This is a genomic window from Pseudomonas sp. MYb118 (genome assembly GCF_040947875.1).
Taxonomy (GTDB): Bacteria; Pseudomonadota; Gammaproteobacteria; order Pseudomonadales; family Pseudomonadaceae; genus Aquipseudomonas.
The window spans coordinates 2,828,269-2,849,903 of record NZ_JBFRXN010000002.1 but is presented as its reverse complement, the minus strand read 5'-3'; the positions used below and the strand labels follow the sequence as shown (position 1 = coordinate 2,849,903).

General features: G+C 55.4%; 21 protein-coding genes and 1 tRNA gene. 2 read left to right on the top strand and 20 right to left on the bottom strand.

Features of this window, described 5'->3' with window-relative positions; all coding sequences use genetic code 11:
• Position 1 precedes the first annotated feature (1 nt).
• From hscA to trmJ, 8 genes are all read right to left on the bottom strand, one after another.
• A complete protein-coding gene (hscA, locus tag ABVN20_RS18840; RefSeq protein ID WP_368557201.1) occupies positions 2 to 1,864 on the bottom strand; it encodes a Fe-S protein assembly chaperone HscA in 1,863 nt (620 codons plus the stop codon).
• A gap of 51 nt (positions 1,865 to 1,915) precedes the next feature.
• A complete protein-coding gene (hscB, locus tag ABVN20_RS18835; protein ID WP_368557200.1) occupies positions 1,916 to 2,437 on the bottom strand; it encodes a co-chaperone HscB in 522 nt (173 codons plus the stop codon).
• Between the two features lie 8 nt (positions 2,438 to 2,445).
• On the bottom strand, positions 2,446 to 2,769 hold the full coding sequence (iscA, locus tag ABVN20_RS18830; protein WP_034150841.1) for an iron-sulfur cluster assembly protein IscA: 324 nt from the start codon (positions 2,767 to 2,769) through the stop codon (positions 2,446 to 2,448).
• Positions 2,770 to 2,803: 34 nt separating this feature from the next.
• Positions 2,804 to 3,190, bottom strand: a complete 387-nt coding sequence (gene iscU, locus ABVN20_RS18825; RefSeq protein ID WP_003443374.1) for a Fe-S cluster assembly scaffold IscU — start codon at positions 3,188 to 3,190, stop codon at positions 2,804 to 2,806.
• A gap of 82 nt (positions 3,191 to 3,272) precedes the next feature.
• Positions 3,273 to 4,487, bottom strand: coding sequence for an IscS subfamily cysteine desulfurase (locus tag ABVN20_RS18820; RefSeq protein WP_368557199.1), 1,215 nt, complete (start codon positions 4,485 to 4,487; stop codon positions 3,273 to 3,275).
• A 51-nt stretch (positions 4,488 to 4,538) separates the two neighbouring features.
• The gene (gene iscR / locus ABVN20_RS18815; RefSeq protein ID WP_192302621.1) at positions 4,539 to 5,030 is read right to left on the bottom strand and encodes a Fe-S cluster assembly transcriptional regulator IscR; all 492 of its coding nucleotides are present in this window, start codon (positions 5,028 to 5,030) and stop codon (positions 4,539 to 4,541) included.
• A gap of 299 nt (positions 5,031 to 5,329) precedes the next feature.
• On the bottom strand, positions 5,330 to 6,109 hold the full coding sequence (gene cysE / locus ABVN20_RS18810) for a serine O-acetyltransferase (RefSeq protein WP_368557198.1): 780 nt from the start codon (positions 6,107 to 6,109) through the stop codon (positions 5,330 to 5,332).
• 3 nt (positions 6,110 to 6,112) lie between these two features.
• Positions 6,113 to 6,883, bottom strand: a complete 771-nt coding sequence (gene trmJ / locus ABVN20_RS18805) for a tRNA (cytosine(32)/uridine(32)-2'-O)-methyltransferase TrmJ (RefSeq protein WP_368557197.1) — start codon at positions 6,881 to 6,883, stop codon at positions 6,113 to 6,115.
• A 146-nt stretch (positions 6,884 to 7,029) separates the two neighbouring features.
• Here trmJ and suhB point away from each other — a divergent pair, with 146 nt between their 5' ends.
• A complete protein-coding gene (gene suhB / locus ABVN20_RS18800; RefSeq protein WP_007941397.1) occupies positions 7,030 to 7,848 on the top strand; it encodes an inositol-phosphate phosphatase in 819 nt (272 codons plus the stop codon).
• A 376-nt stretch (positions 7,849 to 8,224) separates the two neighbouring features.
• Here the strand turns inward: suhB and ABVN20_RS18795 are convergent, their stop codons facing one another.
• The 6 genes from ABVN20_RS18795 to queA all read right to left on the bottom strand — a co-directional run bounded on the left by ABVN20_RS18795 (position 8,225) and on the right by queA (position 14,311).
• Positions 8,225 to 8,773 carry a glycine zipper 2TM domain-containing protein gene (locus tag ABVN20_RS18795; RefSeq protein ID WP_368557196.1) on the bottom strand — a complete coding sequence of 183 codons (549 nt, stop codon included), beginning with the start codon at positions 8,771 to 8,773 and terminating at the stop codon, positions 8,225 to 8,227.
• 120 nt (positions 8,774 to 8,893) lie between these two features.
• On the bottom strand, positions 8,894 to 9,808 hold the full coding sequence (gene secF, locus ABVN20_RS18790) for a protein translocase subunit SecF (protein WP_368557195.1): 915 nt from the start codon (positions 9,806 to 9,808) through the stop codon (positions 8,894 to 8,896).
• Positions 9,809 to 9,817: 9 nt separating this feature from the next.
• Positions 9,818 to 11,686, bottom strand: a complete 1,869-nt coding sequence (secD, locus tag ABVN20_RS18785; protein ID WP_368557194.1) for a protein translocase subunit SecD — start codon at positions 11,684 to 11,686, stop codon at positions 9,818 to 9,820.
• A 63-nt stretch (positions 11,687 to 11,749) separates the two neighbouring features.
• Positions 11,750 to 12,088 carry a preprotein translocase subunit YajC gene (gene yajC / locus ABVN20_RS18780; protein ID WP_007916913.1) on the bottom strand — a complete coding sequence of 113 codons (339 nt, stop codon included), beginning with the start codon at positions 12,086 to 12,088 and terminating at the stop codon, positions 11,750 to 11,752.
• Between the two features lie 43 nt (positions 12,089 to 12,131).
• Complete coding sequence (gene tgt / locus ABVN20_RS18775; protein WP_019651852.1) at positions 12,132 to 13,247, bottom strand: tRNA guanosine(34) transglycosylase Tgt; 1,116 nt, start codon at positions 13,245 to 13,247, stop codon at positions 12,132 to 12,134.
• A 14-nt stretch (positions 13,248 to 13,261) separates the two neighbouring features.
• Entirely contained in the window at positions 13,262 to 14,311 is a 1,050-nt protein-coding gene (gene queA, locus ABVN20_RS18770; protein ID WP_368557193.1) for a tRNA preQ1(34) S-adenosylmethionine ribosyltransferase-isomerase QueA, read from the bottom strand.
• Positions 14,312 to 14,418: 107 nt separating this feature from the next.
• Between queA and ABVN20_RS18765 the strand changes: the two genes are divergently transcribed.
• A tRNA-Leu gene (locus ABVN20_RS18765) sits at positions 14,419 to 14,503 on the top strand.
• A 1,033-nt stretch (positions 14,504 to 15,536) separates the two neighbouring features.
• Here ABVN20_RS18765 and ABVN20_RS18760 read toward each other — a convergent pair.
• The 6 genes from ABVN20_RS18760 to ABVN20_RS18735 form a co-directional block, all read right to left on the bottom strand.
• Complete coding sequence (locus ABVN20_RS18760; RefSeq protein WP_368557192.1) at positions 15,537 to 16,271, bottom strand: FRG domain-containing protein; 735 nt, start codon at positions 16,269 to 16,271, stop codon at positions 15,537 to 15,539.
• Positions 16,272 to 16,348: 77 nt separating this feature from the next.
• Complete coding sequence (locus tag ABVN20_RS18755; protein ID WP_368557191.1) at positions 16,349 to 17,008, bottom strand: DCL family protein; 660 nt, start codon at positions 17,006 to 17,008, stop codon at positions 16,349 to 16,351.
• A gap of 135 nt (positions 17,009 to 17,143) precedes the next feature.
• A complete protein-coding gene (locus ABVN20_RS18750; RefSeq protein WP_368557190.1) occupies positions 17,144 to 19,309 on the bottom strand; it encodes a DEAD/DEAH box helicase in 2,166 nt (721 codons plus the stop codon).
• The gene (locus ABVN20_RS18745) at positions 19,306 to 20,172 is read right to left on the bottom strand and encodes a DUF1837 domain-containing protein (protein WP_368557189.1); all 867 of its coding nucleotides are present in this window, start codon (positions 20,170 to 20,172) and stop codon (positions 19,306 to 19,308) included. The genes ABVN20_RS18750 and ABVN20_RS18745 overlap by 4 nt, the downstream gene beginning before the upstream one ends.
• Before the next feature lie 480 nt (positions 20,173 to 20,652).
• Positions 20,653 to 21,075: an NUDIX domain-containing protein gene (locus tag ABVN20_RS18740; protein WP_368557188.1), complete on the bottom strand. Its 423-nt coding sequence runs from the start codon at positions 21,073 to 21,075 to the stop codon at positions 20,653 to 20,655.
• A 128-nt stretch (positions 21,076 to 21,203) separates the two neighbouring features.
• On the bottom strand, positions 21,204 to 21,623 hold the full coding sequence (locus tag ABVN20_RS18735; protein WP_368557187.1) for a hypothetical protein: 420 nt from the start codon (positions 21,621 to 21,623) through the stop codon (positions 21,204 to 21,206).
• Between the last annotated feature and the right edge of the window lie 12 nt (positions 21,624 to 21,635).

Here is a 21,635-nt window from a genome sequence, read left to right as displayed (position 1 = left end):
GTTATTCCTCAATCTCATTCAGGTTGCGCCCCGCCAGCGCGGCTTTCACCGTCGAATCCAGGCGGCGGGCAGCAAAGGCATCGGTGACTTGCGACAGACGCTTGGTCTGCTGCTCGATGGCAAAACCATCGGTACCTTTCATCAGTTCGGTCAGCTCCTGCACTTGCAGCTCGATGACCATGCGCTCTTCGGCATCGAGCAGGCGCTCGCCGTCGGCTTCGAGGGCGGCCTGCACCGCCTCGATCAGGCGCTGGGCGTCGACCTGCTGCTCGCGCAGTACACGGGCGACCTTGTCGTCGTTGGCGTGCTGGAACGAATCCTTGAGCATCTTGGTGATTTCGCCGTCGGTCAGGCCGTAGGACGGCTTGACCTGGATGCTGGCTTCAACGCCCGAACCCATCTCACGGGCCGAGACATTGAGCAGGCCATCGGCGTCGACCTGGAAGGTCACGCGGATCTTCGCCGCACCGGCCACCATCGCCGGGATGCCGCGCAATTCGAAACGCGCCAGGGAGCGGCAGTCGCTGATCAGCTCGCGCTCGCCCTGCAACACGTGAATAGCCATGGCCGACTGGCCATCTTTGTAGGTGGTGAAGTCCTGGGCGCGGGCAACGGGGATGGTGGTATTGCGCGGAATCACCTTCTCCATCAGGCCGCCCATGGTTTCCAGCCCCAGGGACAACGGAATCACGTCGAGCAGCAGCAGCTCGCCGCCATCGCGCTTGTTGCCAGCCAGGGTATCGGCCTGGATCGCGGCCCCGATGGCCACCACTTGATCCGGGTCGATTTCAGTCAGCGGCTGGCGACCGAAGGCTTCGGCGACCGCTTCACGCACGCGAGGTACGCGGGTCGAACCACCGACCATGACCACGGCGTGTACGTCTTCGAGCTCGACACCCGAATCACGCACGGCACGGCGGCAGGCCTTGAGGCTGCGGGCAACCATCGGCTCGATCAGCGCATTGAAGGCTTCACGGGTCAGTTGGGCTTTCCAGTCGCCAAACACGACCTCGACGGAGGCGGCATCGGTCAGCGCTTCCTTGGCCGCGCAAGCGGTTTGCAGCAGATGGCGTTGCGCACCCGGATCGAGGTCGGCAGACAAGCCGGCACTGGTGATGATCCAGCCGGCGATGGCGTGGTCGAAGTCATCGCCGCCCAGGGCGCTGTCGCCACCGGTGGCCAGTACTTCGAAGACGCCGCCAGTCAGGCGCAGAATGGAAATATCGAAGGTGCCGCCGCCCAGATCATAGATCGCCACCAGGCCTTCGGCATGCTGATCCAGGCCATACGCCACGGCAGCAGCAGTCGGCTCGTTGAGCAGGCGCAGCACGTTGAGGCCGGCGAGTTTCGCCGCGTCCTTGGTGGCCTGGCGCTGGGCGTCGTCGAAATAGGCTGGAACGGTGATCACTGCACCGACCAACTCGCCACCCAGGGTCGCTTCGGCGCGCAGGCGCAGGACCTTGAGGATGTCGGCGGAGACTTCGACCGGGCTTTTCGGCCCCTGAACGGTGTCGATGAACGGCATGTGCGACTCGCCGCCGACGAAGCGGTACGGCAGCTGCTCGCCCAATTGCTTGACGTCGGACAGACCACGACCCATCAAGCGCTTGACCGACAGCACGGTGTTCAACGGGTCGGTAGAAGCCGCCAGCTTGGCCGATTCGCCGACTTCGACGCGATCGGCGTGGTAGCGCACGGCGGACGGCAGGATGACCTGCCCGTCGGCATCGGCCAGCGGTTCGGAGAGACCACTGCGCAACGCAGCGACCAGCGAATTGGTAGTACCCAAGTCGATCCCCACAGCCAGGCGACGCTGGTGCGGTTGAGGACTTTGGCCGGGTTCGGCGATCTGCAGTAGGGCCATCGTGATCAGGACTTATCTGTATATCAGGCGTGCGACCGGAGCGGCACTGGGTTAATCGTCGAGGCGCTCTTCTAACTGGCGCACTTCGTAGGTCAGCTTGTCGAGGAACTGCATGCGCCGCATCAGGCGCTCGGCCCGTTCGCGGTGCGCGGCATCGTTCCAGCAAGCGGCAAAACTCTGGTTCAGGTCTTCCTGGGCGGACTTGAGGCGGCGCTTGAACGCAGCAACACCGTTCAGATCGGCGCTGTCCTGCAGGTCTTCAAGCTCTTCGCGCAACTCCATCTGTTGCAGGAGAAACTCCGGATCGTGCACCGTGACTTCAAGCGGCAGCTCGCCACCATTCAAGGCGAGCAGGTAACGCGCGCGCTTGGGTGGGCTCTTGAGCGTCTGGTAGGCCTCGTTGAGGCTCGCCGACTGCTCCAGCGCCAGGCGCTGCTCGCGCTCGGAAGCGTCCGCGAAACGGTCCGGATGAACACTGCGCGCCAACTCACGGTAGCGCGTAGCCAGCTGATCGAGGTCCAGGTTGAAACTCGGTTGCAGCTCGAATAAAGCGAAATGACAAGGAGTACCCACGACAAGCCTCAGATGTTGAAGCTTTCGCCGCAGCCACATTCACCGCGCACGTTGGGGTTGTTGAACTTGAAGCCTTCGTTCAACCCTTCCTTGACGAAATCGAGCTCGGTGCCGTCCAGGTAGGCCAGGCTTTTCGGGTCGATGATCACTTTCTCGCCGTGACTTTCGAATACCTGATCGTCCGCCACCACCTCGTCGACAAACTCCAGCACGTAGGCAAGGCCGGAACAGCCCGTGGTGCGAACACCCAGACGAATCCCTTCACCTTTGCCGCGCCCGTCGAGGGAGCGTCGCACGTGTCGAGCAGCCGCTTCTGTCATGCTGATAGCCATCGGTGACTCCTTACTCGTCGCAAAACCTTGAAAATCAGATCAAGCCTTTCTTCTGCTTGTAGTCGCGAACGGCGGCCTTGATGGCGTCTTCGGCGAGTACGGAGCAGTGAATTTTCACTGGCGGCAGGGCCAGTTCTTCGGCCAGCTGAGTGTTCTTGATGGTCTCTGCTTCATCCAGAGTCTTGCCTTTCATCCACTCGGTCGCCAGGGAGCTGGAGGCGATGGCCGAACCGCAGCCGTAGGTCTTGAACTTGGCGTCTTCGATGATGCCTTGCTCGTTGACCTTGATCTGCAGGCGCATCACGTCGCCGCACGCCGGAGCGCCGACCATGCCGGTGCCGACATCCGGGTCTTCGGCGTCCATCTTGCCGACGTTACGCGGGTTTTCGTAGTGGTCGATGACCTTTTCGCTGTAAGCCATGATACTTATTCCTCACTCATCAGAGAGTCGCTCTTTGGGCCCCGCTACATCAGTCGCGGGGCTGGTTCGCGGCGACTTGAAATCAGTGTGCCGCCCACTCGATTTTCGAAATGTCGACACCGTCTTTATACATGTCCCACAGCGGCGACAGGGCGCGCAGCTTGGTAACAGCCTCGCAGACCTTCTGCGCGGCGTAGTCGATCTCTTCTTCGGTGGTGAAACGGCCGAAGGTGAAGCGGATCGAGCTGTGTGCCAGTTCGTCGTTGCGGCCCAGGGCACGCAGTACGTACGAAGGCTCCAGGGACGCCGAGGTGCAGGCCGAACCGGACGAAACCGCCAGATCTTTCAGCGCCATGATCAGCGACTCGCCTTCAACGTAGTTGAAGCTCAGGTTCAGGTTGTGCGGAACGCGCGAGGTCAGGCTGCCGTTGACGTACAGCTCTTCCAGGCCTTCGACCTGCTTGAAGAAACGGTCGCTCAGGGCCTTGATCCGTACGTTCTCGGCGGCCATGTCTTCCTTGGCCACACGGAATGCTTCACCCATGCCGACGATCTGGTGGGTCGCCAGGGTGCCCGAACGCATGCCGCGCTCGTGACCGCCGCCGTGCATGGTCGCTTCGATGCGCACGCGTGGCTTGCGGCTCACGTACAGCGCGCCGATGCCTTTAGGGCCGTAAGTCTTGTGCGCCGAGAACGACATCATGTCGACTTTCAGCTTCTGCAGGTCGATCTCGACCTTGCCGGTGGACTGAGCGGCGTCGACGTGGAACAGGATGCCCTTGGAACGGGTCAGCTCGCCGATGGCGGCGATGTCGTTGACGGTGCCGATCTCGTTGTTCACGTGCATGATCGAAACCAGGATGGTGTCGTCGCGCAGGGCGGCTTCGACCATGGCCGGGGTGATCAGGCCGTCTTCGCCTGGCTCGATGTAGGTGACTTCGAAGCCTTCACGCTCCAGTTGGCGCATGGTGTCCAGGACAGCCTTGTGCTCGATCTTGGAGGTGATCAGGTGCTTGCCCTTGGTGTGGTAGAAATGTGCCGCACCCTTGATTGCCAGGTTGTCGGACTCGGTGGCACCGGAGGTCCAGACGATTTCACGCGGGTCGGCGTTGACCAGGTCAGCCACCTGGCGACGGGCGTTTTCCACCGACTCTTCGGCTTTCCAGCCGAACACGTGGGAGCGGGACGCCGGGTTACCGAAGTTCCCGTCGACCAGCAGGCATTCACTCATCTTTTGCGCAACACGCGGATCAACCGGGGTGGTCGCGGAGTAATCAAGGTAAATCGGCAATTTCATGGACTGTCTCCTAAATCAGGCTGGCTGGCACGCCGTTAGCTCTAATGGCTGTCATTCGACGGCGGACGCTTCAATCTTGTCCAGGCGTGGCGCCTTGCTGTTGCAACGGCGTTGGTCCTGACGCATGGCTACTTCTTGTACCTCACGGCGAGTGACAAGATCAGCCAAGCTGATACCGCTCAGAAATTCGTGAATCTGCAGGCTCAGGTCGCACCACAGGTGGTGAGTCAGGCAGGTGTCGCCGGAATGGCAATCGCCCTGGCCCTGGCACTTGGTGGCATCTACCGATTCGTTGACCGCATCGATCACCTGGGCGACCTGGATGCCCTGCATATCGCGGGACAGTTGGTAGCCGCCGCCTGGACCGCGGACGCTGGAGACCAGATTGCTGCGGCGCAATTTGGCGAAAAGCTGTTCGAGGTAGGACAGGGAGATGCCTTGGCGCTCGGAGATATCGGCCAGGGACACGGGCCCGTGCTGCGCGTGCAACGCCAGGTCAAGCATGGCGGTCACGGCGTATCGGCCTTTTGTAGTCAGTCGCATGGACAATTACCACGGAGTTTCGGAATTGAGGCGAGTATGCGATTCCCGAGTATTTAAGTCAACTATAAGACCTAGTACTTTAGTCAGGTTTACCCGCAAAAGAGCGCGCGAATGATAGCAAAGGGTGGGGGTGTACGGCCAGTTATCCTTTTCCCGCCCCCTGCCCCGCCGGGCGCAAATGCCGGCTGACATCGAAACCTGTAGGAGCGAGCTTGCTCGCGATGAGGCCAGCACATCCACCATACTGGGTGCCTGACACACCGCATCGCGAGCAAGCTCGCTCCTACAGGACCAGGGTGTCAGCTTGCCTGGGTTTGGTCCTTGTCTTTTACGCAGGCGAAGTCTTCTTCGCGCAGTTCAGGCAGGTCTTTCGCACAATAGTTGCTGCCCAGCTCGGTCAGCGCGCCGCACATACCCTCCAGGCGCCCATCGACCGCTTGCAGGTGATCAAGCAGTTGGTTGATGGCACGCGCCACCGGGTCAGGCATGTCTTCGCCGCCGACGCCGTAGGCATCGAAGCCGATCTTCTCGGCCATGGCCTTGCGCTTGGCGTCCTGCGCTTCGTCGGGCTTGACGATGATCCGCCCCGGAATGCCGACCACGGTCGCCCCCGGCGGTACCGCCTTGGTCACCACGGCATTGGAGCCGACCTTGGCGCCGGCGCCCACGGTGAACGGACCCAGCACCTTGGCGCCCGCACCCACCACCACGCCGTCTTCCAGGGTCGGGTGACGCTTGCCCTTGTTCCAGCTGGTGCCGCCCAGGGTCACACCCTGGTAGATCGTCACGTCGTCGCCGATTTCGGCGGTTTCACCGATGACGATGCCCATGCCGTGGTCAATGAAGAAGCGCCGACCGACCTTGGCCCCCGGGTGAATCTCTATCCCGGTGAGGAAACGGCCGAAGTTCGACACCAGGCGCGCCAGCCATTTGAGGTCCGCACGCCAGAGGATCGCCGACAAACGGTGAATCCAGATGGCATGCATGCCCGGGTAGCAGGTCAGGACTTCAAAAGCGTTACGCGCCGCCGGGTCACGATGGAAAACACTCTGGATATCTTCACGCAAACGCTCGAACATCTTTCAATCCTTCCGCTTCAGAAGCTCGCCACGGGCCGCTTTTTGGGTTTCCGTGAGGATGCCACGCAATATATTCATTTCCGCCCGGCTGACCGAGCTGCGTCCGTACAACCGACGCAGGCGCGCCATCAAGTGCCGTGGTTTTTCAGGATCGAGGAACTCGATGGCCACCAGGGTCTGCTCCAGGTGCTCATAGAATCGTTCCAGCTCATCCATGGTCGCAAGCTCCGTGCTTTTGACCGATGCCACTTCTTCCTTTTCAACCTTGCTCGGCTGCCCTTGGGCAGCGAGAAAGGCCATGCGCACTTCATAGCTCAACACCTGCACCGCCGCCCCCAGGTTCAGCGAACTGAACTCGGGGTCGGATGGGATGTGCACGTGATAATGACATCGCTGCAGCTCTTCATTGGTCAGGCCGGAATCTTCACGACCGAAGACCAGGGCAATTTCTGCGCCCTGCCCGGCTTCCTCGACCACTTTCGTCCCGCACTCGCGAGGGTCAAGCAATGGCCAGGGGATGCGACGGTCGCGGGCGCTGGTGCCGAGCACCAGGTTGCAGCCGACCAGGGCATCTTCCAAGGTGGCGACGACTTGCGCTTTTTCAAGGATATCGTTGGCGCCGGAGGCACGGGCGTCGGCCTCGTGATGCGGGAACACCCGTGGATCAACCAGCACCAGCCGCGACAGGCCCATGTTTTTCATGGCTCGCGCAGTCCCGCCGATATTGCCTGGATGACTGGTATTGACCAGTACGACACGAATGTTTTGCAGCAAGGGAGGCGCTCTCGAACACAGAATGGGGGACCGGAATCTTACAGATCATCCTACCGTTAAGCCATGAAAGCGATTACCGACCTTCACCTGTAGAAAGTTTCTGATAGAATGCCCGGCTTTCTTTAACAACCTTAGGTGACACATCCATGCAGCCCATGCTGAATATCGCGCTGCGCGCCGCCCGCAGCGCCAGTGAACTGATCTTCCGCTCCATCGAGCGCCTGGATACCATCAAGGTCGACGAAAAAGACGCCAAGGACTACGTGTCCGAGGTGGATCGTGCCGCCGAACAGAAAATCATCGACGCCCTGCGCAAGGCGTACCCGAACCACTCGATCATGGGTGAAGAGACCGGCCTGCACGCTGGCACCGGGATCGAGGGTGAAGAATACCTGTGGATCATCGATCCACTGGACGGCACCACCAACTTCCTGCGCGGCATTCCTCATTTTGCTGTCAGCATCGCCTGCAAATACCGTGGTCGCCTGGAACACGCCGTGGTCCTGGATCCGGTTCGCCAGGAAGAATTCACCGCCAGCCGTGGCCGTGGCGCCCAACTGAACGGCCGTCGCCTGCGCGTCAGCGGCCGCACCAGCCTGGACGGCGCTCTGCTGGGCACCGGTTTCCCGTTCCGTGACGACCAGATGGACAACCTCGACAACTACCTGGGCATGTTCCGCGCCCTGGTAGGCCAGACCGCCGGCATCCGCCGCGCAGGTTCGGCGAGCCTGGACCTGGCCTACGTGGCCGCTGGCCGTTTCGACGCCTTCTGGGAGTCGGGCCTGTCCGAGTGGGACATGGCAGCAGGCGCCCTGCTGATTCAGGAAGCCGGCGGCCTGGTGAGCGACTTCACCGGCGGTCACGACTTCCTGGAAAAAGGCCACGTCGTTGCCGGCAACACCAAATGCTTCAAGGCCGTCCTGACCGCCATCCAGCCGCACCTGCCGGCTTCGCTGAAGCGCTAAGCGTTCGGCGACACAAAAAAGCACCCTTCGGGGTGCTTTTTTTATGCCCCCAAATCCCCACACCCCTCCCCTGTAGGAGCGAGCTTGCTCCGGGCGGCGTTCCGACGATAGCGGCCCAGACACCGCAGGGCACCAGATTCCCAGCGTCATCGTTGACGACCATCGCGAGCAAGCTCGCTCCTACAGGGACGGCGAAAACCTTGTGGGAGCGAGCCTGCTCGCGATAGCGGTGTATCAGCCAAAGCAGATGTTGAATGTTTTACCACATCGCGAGCAGGCTCGCTCCCACAAGGGCCAATGCCTGCAATATCCAAATCGCGGGCACAAAAAAAGGGGCACCCCAATGGAGTGCCCCTTTTTCATCCAACCCTGAGCCTTACTGCCCCGGCTGCGCCTGCGACAGGATCAGCTTGCCTTCCTTGTCCACAGGGATCTGGTTCCCCGGATCGCGATCCATGCGCACCTTGCCTTCCTTGCCGTCCAGCGAGTAACGCACGTCGTAACCCACGACCTTGTCGCTGATGTCATTCACAGTGTTACAGCGAGTCTGGGTGGTGGTGTAGGTGTCACGCTCCTGCATGCCCTCCTGCACCTTGTTACCGGCGTAGCCGCCACCGACCGCACCAGCCACGGTGGCGATCTTCTTGCCGGTGCCGCCGCCGATCTGGTTGCCCAAGAGGCCGCCAGCCAGGGCACCGACCACCGTACCGGCGATCTGGTGTTGATCTTTGACCGGCGCCTGCCGGGTGACCGTCACGTCCTTGCACACTTCACGTGGAGTCTTGATTTGTGTCTTGACCGGTTCAACGGCCAGTACTTGCGCAAACTCAGGGCCGCTTTTAACCAGGCTGTAGGTAGCAACAGCACCCCCGGCAGTGACACCGACAGCACCCAATACCGCACCAACCAGCAACGACTTGTTCACATGAACCTCCTGACCATCACATGCGGGACATGCCCGCGCTTCTCCCAGCCTTGGAGCACAAAAAAAGGCGCGAGTTCAACTCGCGCCTTTTTTGGACTACACCGCTGACGGAAATTTCAGTCAGGGACGGTCGTCAACTTCCTTCTCGCTGGTCGTCGGCGGAATCAGGTCTTCAGAGCTCAGATTCAGCCAGATCAGCACCACGTTGGCGATGTAGATCGACGAGTAGGTACCCGCCAATACACCCACCAGCAGCGCCAGGGAGAAGCCGTACAGGTTGTCGCCGCCGAAGAACAGCAGTGCAGCGATCGCCAGCAAGGTCGACACCGAAGTCGCGATGGTGCGCAGCAGGGTCTGCGTGGTCGAGATGTTGATGTTCTCGATCAGGCTGGCCTTGCGCAGTACGCGGAAGTTCTCACGAACCCGGTCGAATACCACGATGGTGTCGTTGAGCGAGTAACCGATGATCGCCAGTACCGCCGCCAGCACCGTCAGGTCGAAGGTGATCTGGAAGAACGACAGGATACCGATGGTCACGATCACGTCGTGGATCAGCGACACGATGGCGCCGACAGCGAATTTCCACTGAAAGCGGAACGCCAGGTAGATCAGGATGCCGCCCAGCGCCATCAGCATGCCGAGGCCACCCTGGTCACGCAGCTCTTCACCCACCTGCGGGCCCACGAACTCGACGCGCTTGACGGTTGCCGGGTTGTCGCCGCCAACCTTCTGCAGCGCTTCCGCTACCTGATGGCCCAGCTGCGGGTCTTCACCCGGCATGCGCACCAGCAAGTCGGTGGTCGCACCGAAGTTCTGCACCACGGCTTCGTGATAGCCGGACGAAACCAGCTGCTCACGCACCTTGGAAACATCGGCCGGACGCTCGTAGGTCAGCTCGATGAGCGTACCGCCGGTGAAGTCCAGGCCCCAGTTCATGCCCTTGTGCCAGCAACTGAACAACGCCAGCAGGGTGAGAAACACTGTGACGCCGAACGCAACGTTGCGGACGCCCATGAAGTTGATAGTACGTAACATGGCAGCCCCTTAAATCCACAACTTCTTGAAGTCACGACCGCCGAAGATCAAGTTGACCATCGCGCGGGTGACCATGATGGCCGTGAACATCGAAGTCAAAACCCCGAGGGACATGGTGACCGCGAAGCCCTTGACCGGCCCGGTACCCATGGCGAACAGGATCCCGCCCACCAGCAAGGTGGTCAGGTTGGCGTCGAGAATCGCCGTGAACGCACGGCTGAAACCTTCGTTGATTGCCCGCTGGATGGTCATGCCCGCCGCGATCTCTTCACGAATCCGCGAGAAGATCAGTACGTTGGCGTCGACCGCCATACCCATGGTCAAGACGATACCGGCGATACCTGGCAGGGTCAGCGTGGCACCCAGCAACGACATCAGGGCCAGCAGCAGCACCATGTTCACCGCCAGTGCGACGGTGGCGATGATGCCGAAGAAGCGGTAGATGGCGATGATGAACAGCGACACGAACAGCATGCCCCACAGGGACGCGTCGATACCCTTGGTGATGTTGTCGGCACCCAGGCTCGGGCCAATGGTGCGCTCTTCAGCGAAGTACATCGGCGCTGCCAGACCACCGGCACGCAGCAGCAGCGCCAGTTCGGACGATTCGCCCTGGCCGTTCAGGCCGGTGATACGGAACTGCGCACCCAGCGGCGACTGGATGGTCGCCAGGCTGATGATTTTCTTCTCTTCCTTGAAGCTCTGCACCGCGACGTCTTTTTCGACGCCATCGACCACTTGCTTGGTGTAAGTGGTGACCGGACGCTGCTCGATGAAGATCACCGCCATGCTGCGACCGACGTTGGAGCGGGTCGCGCGGCTCATCAGCTCGCCACCGTGGCCATCCAGGCGGATGTTCACTTCTGGTGTGCCGTGCTCACCGAAGCCAGCCTTGGCGTCAGTCACCTGGTCACCGGTGATGATCAGGCCACGCTCGATCTGCGCTGGCGGACGCTTGCCTTCACGGAATTCAAAGGTTTCGGAAGTGGCTTTCGAAGCACCCGGCTCTGCGGCCAGACGGAACTCCAGGTTGGCCGTCTTGCCGAGGATACGCTTGGCTTCTGCAGTGTCCTGCACGCCCGGCAGCTCAACCACGATGCGATTGGCACCCTGACGCTGGACGATCGGCTCGGCAACACCCAGCTCGTTGACGCGGTTACGCACCGTGGTCAAGTTCTGCTTGATGGAGTATTCGCGGATTTCCGCCAGCTTGGCCGGGGTCATCGCCAGACGCAGTACCGCCTGACCATTGAGGTCGGCCGGCACGATGTCGAAATCGGTAAAGCTCTTGCGAATCAGCGCACGGGCCTGTTCGCGGGAAGCTTCGTCAGCAAAGCCCAGCTGAATGGCACCATTGAGTTGCGGCAGGCTGCGATAACGCAGTTTCTCTTTACGCAACAGGCTCTTGACGTCGCCTTCGTAGACTTTCAGGCGCGCATCGAGGGCTTTGTCCATGTCCACTTCGAGCAGGAAGTGCACACCACCGGACAAGTCCAGACCCAGCTTCATCGGGTGCGCGCCCAGGCTGCGCAGCCATTGCGGGGTGGTTTGTGCCAGGTTCAGCGCGACGACGTAGTCATCACCCAACGCCTTGCGCACGACATCCTTGGCTGGCAACTGGTCTTCAGCCTTGACCAGGCGAATCAAGCCGCCCTTACCACCGGCTGTCAGCGAAGTCGCCTTGACCGCCATCCCGGATTCCTTGAGCGCAGCGCTCACGCGATCCAGGTCGCCCTGATTGACCTGCAACGCCGTGCTGGCGCCGCTGATCTGAATGGCCGGGTCATCAGGATAAAGATTGGGAGCGGAATAAATCAGACCGATCGCCAGCACCGCCAGGATCAGAATGTATTTCCACAGAGGGTATTTGTTCAGCATCACGCCGCCCGTTTAGAACGCGGGGCGCCTTGCGCGCCCCGTCGATTGAGTAGAAGTTGGAACTTAGATCGCTTTCAGCGTGCCCTTCGGCAGGGTGGCGGCGATTGCGCCTTTCTGGAACTTCATTTCCACGGTGTCGGAAACTTCCAGAACCACGAAATCGTCGGCCACTTTGGTGATCTTGCCGGCGATGCCGCCAGTGGTCACGACTTCGTCACCCTTTTGCAGGCTGCTCAGCAGGTTCTTCTGCTCTTTGGCGCGCTTGGCCTGTGGACGCCAGATCATCAGGTAGAAGATGACCAGGAAACCGACCAGGAAAATCCACTCAAAACCGCCACCCATTGGGCCGGCAGCAGCCGGTGCAGCAGCGTCAGCCATGGCATTCGAGATAAAAAAGCTCATTTAGCACTCCAGTTGCAAATGTTGAATCTTGGGGTCAGAAAACTCAGTCCAAAGGCGGAACGGGTAGCCCGCGTTTGGCGTAGAAGGCATCGACAAAGGCGGCCAATGTACCCTGTTGAATAGCCTCGCGCAAACCAGCCATAAGCACTTGATAATGGCGCAAGTTATGGATGGTATTGAGCATGCTCCCCAGCATTTCGCCGCACTTGTCCAGGTGATGCAGATAAGCGCGGGAGAAGTTCTGGCAGGTATAGCAATCGCAGGTCGGATCGAGCGGCGAATCATCATGGCGATGGAACGCGTTACGGATCTTCAGCACGCCAGTATCAATGAACAGATGCCCATTGCGGGCATTACGGGTTGGCATCACGCAATCGAACATGTCCACACCGCGGCGCACACCCTCAACCAGATCTTCCGGTTTGCCAACGCCCATAAGGTAACGAGGTTTGTCAGCGGGCATCTGCCCCGGCAGATAATCCAGCACCTTGATCATTTCATGCTTGGGCTCGCCCACCGACAGACCGCCGATGGCCAGGCCGTCGAAGCCGATCTTGTCGAGGCCTTCGAGCGAGCGCATGCGCAGGTCCTGGTGCATGCCACCCTGGACGATGCCGAACAGCGCCGCGGTGTTGTCGCCATGGGCGTTCTTCGAGCGCTGGGCCCAACGCAGCGACAATTCCATGGACACGCGAGCGACGTCTTCGTCGGCCGGGTACGGCGTGCATTCGTCAAAAATCATCACGATGTCGGAGCCCAGGTCGCGCTGGACCTGCATCGACTCTTCCGGGCCCATGAACACCTTGGCGCCGTCGACCGGGGAGGCGAAAGTCACGCCCTCCTCCTTGATCTTGCGCATGGCGCCCAGGCTGAACACCTGGAAACCACCGGAGTCGGTCAGAATCGGGCCTTTCCACTGCATGAAATCGTGCAGGTCGCCGTGTTTCTTGATCACTTCGGTGCCCGGACGCAGCCACAGGTGGAAGGTGTTGCCCAGGATGATCTCAGCGCCAGTGGCCACGATATCGCGCGGCAGCATGCCCTTGACCGTGCCGTAGGTGCCGACCGGCATGAAGGCCGGGGTCTCGACGGTGCCACGGGGGAAGGTCAGGCGACCACGACGCGCCTTGCCGTCGGTGGCCAGCAACTCAAACGACATACGACTTTGGCGACTCATTCTTTGTCCTCGGGGCCACGTGGTGCGGGGTTACGGGTGATAAACATCGCATCACCGTAGCTGAAAAAGCGGTATTGGTGCTCGACGGCGGCTTTATAGGCGGCCATCGCTTCCGGATAACCGGCAAACGCCGAAACCAGCATCAACAGCGTGGATTCGGGCAAATGGAAATTGGTCACCAGGGCATCGACCACATGAAACGGCCGGCCGGGGAAGATGAAGATGTCGGTGTCGCCACTGAACGGCTTGAGCACGCCATCGCGCGCGGCGCTTTCCAGGGAACGCACGCTGGTGGTCCCCACTGCCACCACCCGCCCGCCGCGAGCGCGACAGGCTGCCACGGCATCCACCACGTCCTGGCCGACTTCCAGCCATTCGGTGTGCATGTGATGGTCTTCGAGTTTCTCGACCCGCACCGGCTGAAACGTCCCCGCCCCCACGTGCAAGGTCACGAACGCCGTCTCGACGCCCTTGGCGGCAATCGCCTCCATCAGCGGCTGATCAAAATGCAGCCCTGCCGTCGGCGCCGCCACCGCGCCCAGGCGCTCGGCGTACACCGTCTGATAACGCTCGCGGTCCGAGCCTTCGTCCGGGCGGTCTATATAAGGAGGCAGCGGCATGTGCCCGACACGGTCGAGCAGCGGCAACACGTCTTCGGCGAACTCCAGCTCGAACAACGCATCATGCCGCGCCACCATCTCGGCTTCGCCACCGCCGTCGATGAGAATCTTCGAACCCGGCTTGGGCGACTTGCTGGAACGCACATGGGCCAGCACGCGATGCGAATCGAGCACCCGCTCCACCAGAATCTCCAGCTTGCCACCGGAAGCCTTCTGGCCAAACAGCCGCGCCGGAATCACCCGGGTATTGTTGAACACCATCAAATCGCCCGGGCGCAAATGCTCAAGCAAATCAGTGAATTGACGATGTGCCAGGGCACCGCTGACCCCGTCGAGGGTCAACAGCCGGCTGTTGCGACGCTCCGCCAGCGGATGGCGGGCAATCAGCGAATCGGGAAGCTCAAAAGTAAAGTCGGAAACACGCATGATGGGGTTCGTCTAGCAGGGCCGGGAAGTCTAGCGGAATTACGCAAAATTCTCCATGTACCTGATTGACCAGCGGTATTCACCTCTCTATACTTCGCCGCCATTGAGCCCTGATGGCGGAATTGGTAGACGCGGCGGATTCAAAATCCGTTTTCGAAAGGAGTGGGAGTTCGAGTCTCCCTCGGGGCACCATATAGCAGTAGACGAAAGCCGTTACCGGGCTTTCGGAATGAAGAAACCGGCCTTTTGAGCCGGTTTTTTTGTGTCTGGAAATCGGCTTTTACCTGGGGTTTACGCCGTTTCATCAATCTCCATGCGCGCCAGCAACCAGTCCTGGTAGTCCGCTACGCTGTTGGTCGACACTCCGCCATTCGTAGCATTGATGGTTTTGCCATAGAGGCGCCCGATTCCCATCAAGTGCTTTAGGCCGTTCAATATGTGCGAAGCATTGCTCTTGTTGAGGGACTGCACATCCGGCAATTCGACAGCGTTGTTCTGGCCATCGAACGTCGCCCTGCGCAGGTTAGTTTGAAAACTTTGTGTCTGCTTCTAAACCGAGCTCAGTATCAAAAGAAAGCTTAATCGACCTTTGCTTGGGTTTCCAACATAGTGTTGCCGACTTCAAACCGGGTGGCGGTTGCCGTGCCATTTTGCAGAGACCTTTTGAGCTCGTTGATATCGTTTGGCGAGGTAAGTTGCTTACGATAACTTTGCCGTTGCTATGTGGGTGTTGAGCGGTTAGGTAAAAGGTCGGCCAATCGACTGGCGCACTTGATTGCTGAAGTACTGGAATATGGAGAGGCGGTTAGAGTCATGGATTCGCCGCCAGAGTCAAGACTTCACTGAAAGCTGAATACACCCACTTCCGCACTTAGAAAACAAGAGGATAAATTCGAGAAATAACACACCTAAATTACGACCGTGAATTATTATCCCAGGTTACATTTCTCGCATCGACTTTTTCTAATTACTCCGCTAAACAAAATAAGTTCCCCACCACCATGAAACAGGGGATGGCGATTAGAAATGCACCAACCTATTCGGAATTAAAGGCTAAAGAAATAAATAACGAGATCAGGCCTACACCGAATGCACGCCGTGCGAATTTATATCGACCTAAAGTTTCTTTAATTCTGAACACTGGTAAGCGGCATACTCCCTGCCACGGCCATTACACGGAATCCTTTATCATCAACAACTTGACAGCCCTACAAAAGCCCAGCAACTAACTCTGTCGCTCTAAAAACATGCTCTGCAAATAACCCGCCACCCCATCAAGATCAGGATAAATAGATGCCTGATGTACACCAAACAACCTCAATTCTCGCCGTATCTCCTCCCGCGCAGCACAAGGGATTCTATACTTCCGAACTGCGCGACTTTTAAGCCTTTCATTAAGTGGCTCATGAGGATCGGGCTGTATCGTGAACAGACCAGACTGAGCCCTAATTCTATGCGTAACATGAGGTGGTTTAAAGACGCCAACATATTTATGCGCTAGCGGATTCCGAACAATACTTGTATCTATAAATGCAGATTTTATTGTAAGGAAATAGAATGCTGCATCGCCTTGATATGCCGAAATCGTCACCTGCTCTCTCTTGAGATCCACGTTGCCCATTGGCTCCGCAACTGCAAAATAAAGCGCCACTAATGGATTAGTTGACCAATCTAATAACCGCGTAGGTAAGCCGTGATGCTGGGCTAACGCGAGCCACTCCCACTCGCTCGATGGTATAGATTCCACCAAGCCAATAGCTTGATTTTTGAACCGATCAAAAATTGTCTTTTCGTCATAGTAGGCCAGCGGCAGCAGCGACCGTCCAACCCTCCCCACTTTAGGGATCAATGAATAATAATCACGCCCTTCCCCGCGAAAAAAATACCTTTCATCAGGCGTTATCCCTCGAACAATTGCGCGAAAATCATCAAAAGAATTTATTTCGCCTGAAAATCTCAACTTACACTCCTTCCGTGCGCACACGACAACACAAGCTTAATTTAACAATCTAGCACACTGAATGCACAGACCAATTTCTAAGCAAAAACTGGAATTTCGTAACGTTTAAAAACTTGAAGTTTTGCCACAGACGAGTGGTAACTAACAAAATTATCGGCCATGACAGGATCTACAAAGATGGTCGAGTACTGCATATCACCCGATTTAGAAAGAAGAGACTCTGACATCACAATCCTGTTAATCTCAATAAAATTTTCAACAATATCTCTGAACCTAGGATCAGTATGCCGATAGTCAGAAGTAGTAAAGGTCGTTGACACTCCAGTTTTAAAACAAGGAATTTCGCCTCCCGCCGATTCAAATGCAAGTTTCTTTTGAGCAGAAACGGTACTCGCGATAGATCTCTGACAAGCTTCATAGAAACGCGCCTTCAAACTAGGCGCAGAGGCTCTGACACAAGCTTTGTAGGAAAAATCCGTCTTGGAACCGTCAACTCTATGCACGTGAAAACAGCTAGATGGGTGATCCGCTGAGCGATCGCGATAAATCCCAAGGGCTCCGCATCCAATTTTTGATTCAGATTCAGGGTGCCTCTGAAGGAGCTCGTAGACATACTCCTCATCTGTACTTTCTAAGTATTCTCCATCTTCATATCGGTCAAGAATTGCCTTAAAAAACACATCCGCGTCACCCTGCTTTTTAAAAGAAATACTTGGCAACACAACCGGCTTAGACACTCCCATCTCTCACCTCAAAAATCCAGAAATTAAGAATAAAAAACTTCAAATGAAAGCACTGAAAATTTATGTCTAACCATTATAAATCCCACACCCAGACAACCAAAATTTTACCCTTCAGAAATCATAAGCCCATCATATTCTATTTTTTACCGATCTAATGTTTGACCCAATGCCCTCTTGAAAATCCTCAATGACACGCTTTTCAAAAACCCCGTCAGCGTAACCGCCCAATTCTCTATCCTTCAATGTATTTACTACAAACTCAAGACCATCATCTTTTGAAAACACACGACCATTCATAAGTTTTTCAGATATTTCTGTCGGAAGCCCGTACTCCTCAAGTGTAGAAAACGAACTAGGTTGAAATAAGTGCTCAATTAATGCAGCGAACGCAGTGTAATTCGCCCCTTTAAGACCTCGCTTATTCAAGACAACATTTAAAACCTCATTCAAGGCAATCAGATACTTCGGATAGTTGAAAGATGCCCAACCACGAAGGAAGGCAAGAACATTCTCTACAGCATCATCAGGTGAAGTACCAAATTTGATCTGGCTGTTTATCATTTCTTTTCGAAACCGAGGAACACTTCTAAGAGCGTACAGCCTCCAGACATACATAGTCATCATTGAAGATGAGCGCATTGAGCTCTGCCGAGCAACACTACCCCCACCCAGTTGCTTCCATATAATTTCTGAGGTAGCCTTTATATCATCATATTGAGGCCTACTCGACCAGACCAACTTTTGTAACTCTCTAACATCTAAACCATACAAAAAATTTGCCGTTTCCAGCAAATACTCAGGCTCCACACCTGACAACTTTCTTAAAATAGCCAGCGGCAGCAAATCCTGCTTAGTGAATAATTCAAGTTTACTAAGCAACCCAGCCGGAACGATCTCACCCGGAATATTAATCAGTATGCTACCCGGAGTAGTATTCGTCGGATTAAATGACGGTATATCTACAAATGGCAAATCTTCCTCAGGAGGAGAATCGAAACAATAAACACTTCCTACAAAGTGCTTAAACATCCGTCCCGAGCGCCCTTTGATATTATTGAAGGTAAAAAAATCTAAAGGTTTTCTATTCAGAACCCCGTCATAAACCACGACATTTTTCGCAGCCGTATTTACTCCCTCAATCAATGTAGAAGTACAGAGAAGCATCTTCAACTTCCCCTCTTCAAAAGCCCTGATCATAAATCGACCCAACGATCTTGGAAGCCTACCATGATGTATCCCTATCCCATGCTGCAATGCAACCGAAACCAACCATTCATCATGATAGTGTTGTGACGTCCATTTCGCAGCTTCAAGCAACTCTTCATCTTCAGAAACTCCCACAGTCCTAATTTGCAAGTACTTACTTAATAATTTTCTAGTACTTGCAGGAGACTGACAATAAACTAAAGTCTGCCCAGTCAGACGGTCTAAAAGCGCCGCGAATGCCTCCTCTCTATAAGGTTCCTTGCTTATGACATTCAGTTCCACTGCAACAGTCTGAAAATCTTCAACACAAAATGTACATCTCAACCGTTCTTTAACGACTTCAGGTATAGATCTAATCGAAGGGCCGAGCATATAAAACTGAGCGCCAGTTTTAACGAGTTTTAACAGTGCCTGGTTGAGGAGTGTCGCTCTATCACCCTCGCCAGAAATCGACAATTTGTAAAATTCGTCAATTGCAAAAAAATCAACACTAGGTATTTGCGCCTCAATGGCCAAATAACGTTCCTGAGTCAAAACAAAAATATTTCGCTCGCCTACGGCTTGGTTTCCCGTAGTGATAATATTGTATCGACCACCGAACCTTGACATTCGACGGCGAGTCTCCTCAACTAAGGCCAATGTAGGTAAAATCAATACAATATTTGAAAAGTCTTTCTCGGATATAACTACGTCGATGAGCAAACTTTTCCCAAACGACGTAGGAGCGCTTAGAATAATTGATTCACCACCTATAAGCCGCCTTAGAATTCTACTCTGCGAACTGTGAAGTACATACTTTTCCATCTCCCTTTCTGCTCGGTTACTTGCATGAATAATAGCGCTACGCAATGATAACCCCTCAAGATCTGAGGCATAGGGATACAGTCCGACCTGCATGGCTAATTCATCGACAATATTCTGATATTCAATCTCCAACAACTCTCGCTTTTCAAGTGCTCTGATTACAAACTCACGCCCCAGTTCCAAATCTCTAGAGCAAACCGTGGATATCACTGAAAGCATTTTGAACGGCTTATTTACCCATTCATCCTCTCTCAACTCTTTCCGCATAGCTTGATTATCCATCATATCTGCAATGCCTTTAGACGTTTATCTAGAGCCGAAACCAGTTCTTTCTTTTCTTTTAATGGAATGAGAATCACATGAACAGTGATCGGTAAAGCCGTGGAGAACCTCGCTAGGTATTGCTCATTTAGCTTACTTCGCATAGAGGTATAAGCTTCAGCTACTTCATTCTGGATGTTTTTCTCATACTCCTTGTCAGCCCCACCTTCGCTCACAACTTTGCTATCATAAGTTAAGAGAACCGGGATACAAGCCCGCTCAAACACCTTATCCAGAGACGTATTTTCATGCAGTAGCTCTTTAAGTTCAGTTGCCTCAGGCCACTGGGGGTCTATCTTATTCCTAATTAAAATAAATTCAGATTTAAGATAGTCCGTCTCTAAATGCTCTATTATTTCCTTGGAAACATCATATATTGCCTTAGAAACAGTATTATAGAACTTAGTCTCCCCTACCCAGAGCTCCAAACCACTTTCTTTTTTTACAACATGAACAGCATCAAAGCCCTTGACAGTTTCATTCACTGAGCTTTTGTAATAAATTTTATTAATTGCCGGCAAAGTCTGATAAACCTGTCGTATTGCTATATGCAGCAAAACTTCACCAAACTCACCACGAGAACCATACTTTGCCGTATCATAAACTATTTTTGCTGCTCTTTTTATCAATCGCAACGCGTTATGATGACCTATTTCATTTATTTCAGAGTAGCTCAGCGCAAACTCGGGCAGCCACTCAATCACATGATCGGCGAATTGGTCACTTCTCCACTCCCCTCTTTCAAACCCCGCACAAAGTGCAAGATCATCGCCAACATCAGCTGAACGATGAAAAACAATGCTCAAAAAATTATCGGGGTGCTTCATGGCAACACACTCCTCCTTGAAACTTCACCTTAATCTAAATTTTATATGCCTAGAGATTGAAAAACCTAAATTATAGTTTTCCGTTCGAGTTATAAGCATTCCCGAGAATTCGTTACGCGTACTATTTTCGACAATTTCAATATCTAGAAGTACGTCAATACAGGCTAAGAGGGGGTAAGCACGCATGCCGTCTTCCTTCACGAAATGCAAATGGAACTCATAGATCAACACCGATAAAAGCGCTCCACCATGAAGCTACTATTTTGCCATCTCGCCGTCCACTACACATCATCATCCTTTAGTATGATTTCGACTTATGGGCGCATGACGCTGAAAATTTTGAGGTTTTTTATGTGGTTACCTTCGGCGCGGGATGTTAGACGGAGTCGCAGCCTCACGTCCTAGCTCTAGGCTTTTGCAATGAACAAATCGGCCAGTTGGGCCGGCTTTTTGCGTCCGATTTTTTATTCAGTTTTCCATTCAATCTCGATGAAAATCATCAGCAATGGAAGACCTGAGAAAACTCAAAGCATCCTTGAAAACCTGATGCCATTTTTCAGTAGGCTCACTCATCAGTGGATGCCAAAAAAACCTGAATTCATGGCCTCCATCATCGTTGGCAAAATGCACCCAAGTATCGGGAAGGTCTAGGGCAACATGGCATTCATGAAATGCCCACGTGTGCCCCGTTTCCATGGCACGCCACTCACCCAAATTTCTCAATACCTCGGATTGAATCCCAGCTTCTTCCATGAGCTCTCGCACGGCAGCCATGTCGGTTGACTCACCGGGCCCCACACTGCCTTTGACCAGTTGCAGGCCGGCTAACGGGTGCTCAAACGCCAGGACTTCCAGAGTTTCACGAGAACGCAGAATCACAGGACAGGCTATATCTGCCGCCATGTCGTCACACCTTTTCCTGTTTGAATTGACCCAAGGCCAGTCCGGGCGCTTAGTGAAAGCGAACTGACAACGAAACTGAAGGCTCGAAAGCGTCCGTTTACTTTGATGATTGGCTTCTGCCTCGGGGCTTACGCCGTTTCATCCACCCCCATACGAGCCAACAACCAGTCTTTATAGTCCGCTACGTCGTTAGTCGACAGACCGCCATTCGTAGCGTTGACGGTTTTGCCATCCAAACGCCCGATGTCCATCAGGTGTTTTAGGCCACTCAGTATGTGCGACGCATCGCTCTTGCTGAGGGACTGCACATCCGGGAATTCGACGGAATTGTTCTGGTCATCGAACGTTGCCCAGCTTGGATTCGCCTGATGGTGTTTTATCAGCTGTTTTAAATCTATCTCGTCCTGGACGAATCGCTGATCGAGCTTTGCCTGGATTTCCGGGGTCGCGTTGTCGAGCACGAATCGGGCGGTCTTTACTGTGCCGTTTTCCAGTGACTTTCTGAACTCTTTGACGTAGTCCAGCATGGGGAGGTTGCTTCCGATCATTTTGCCGCTCCT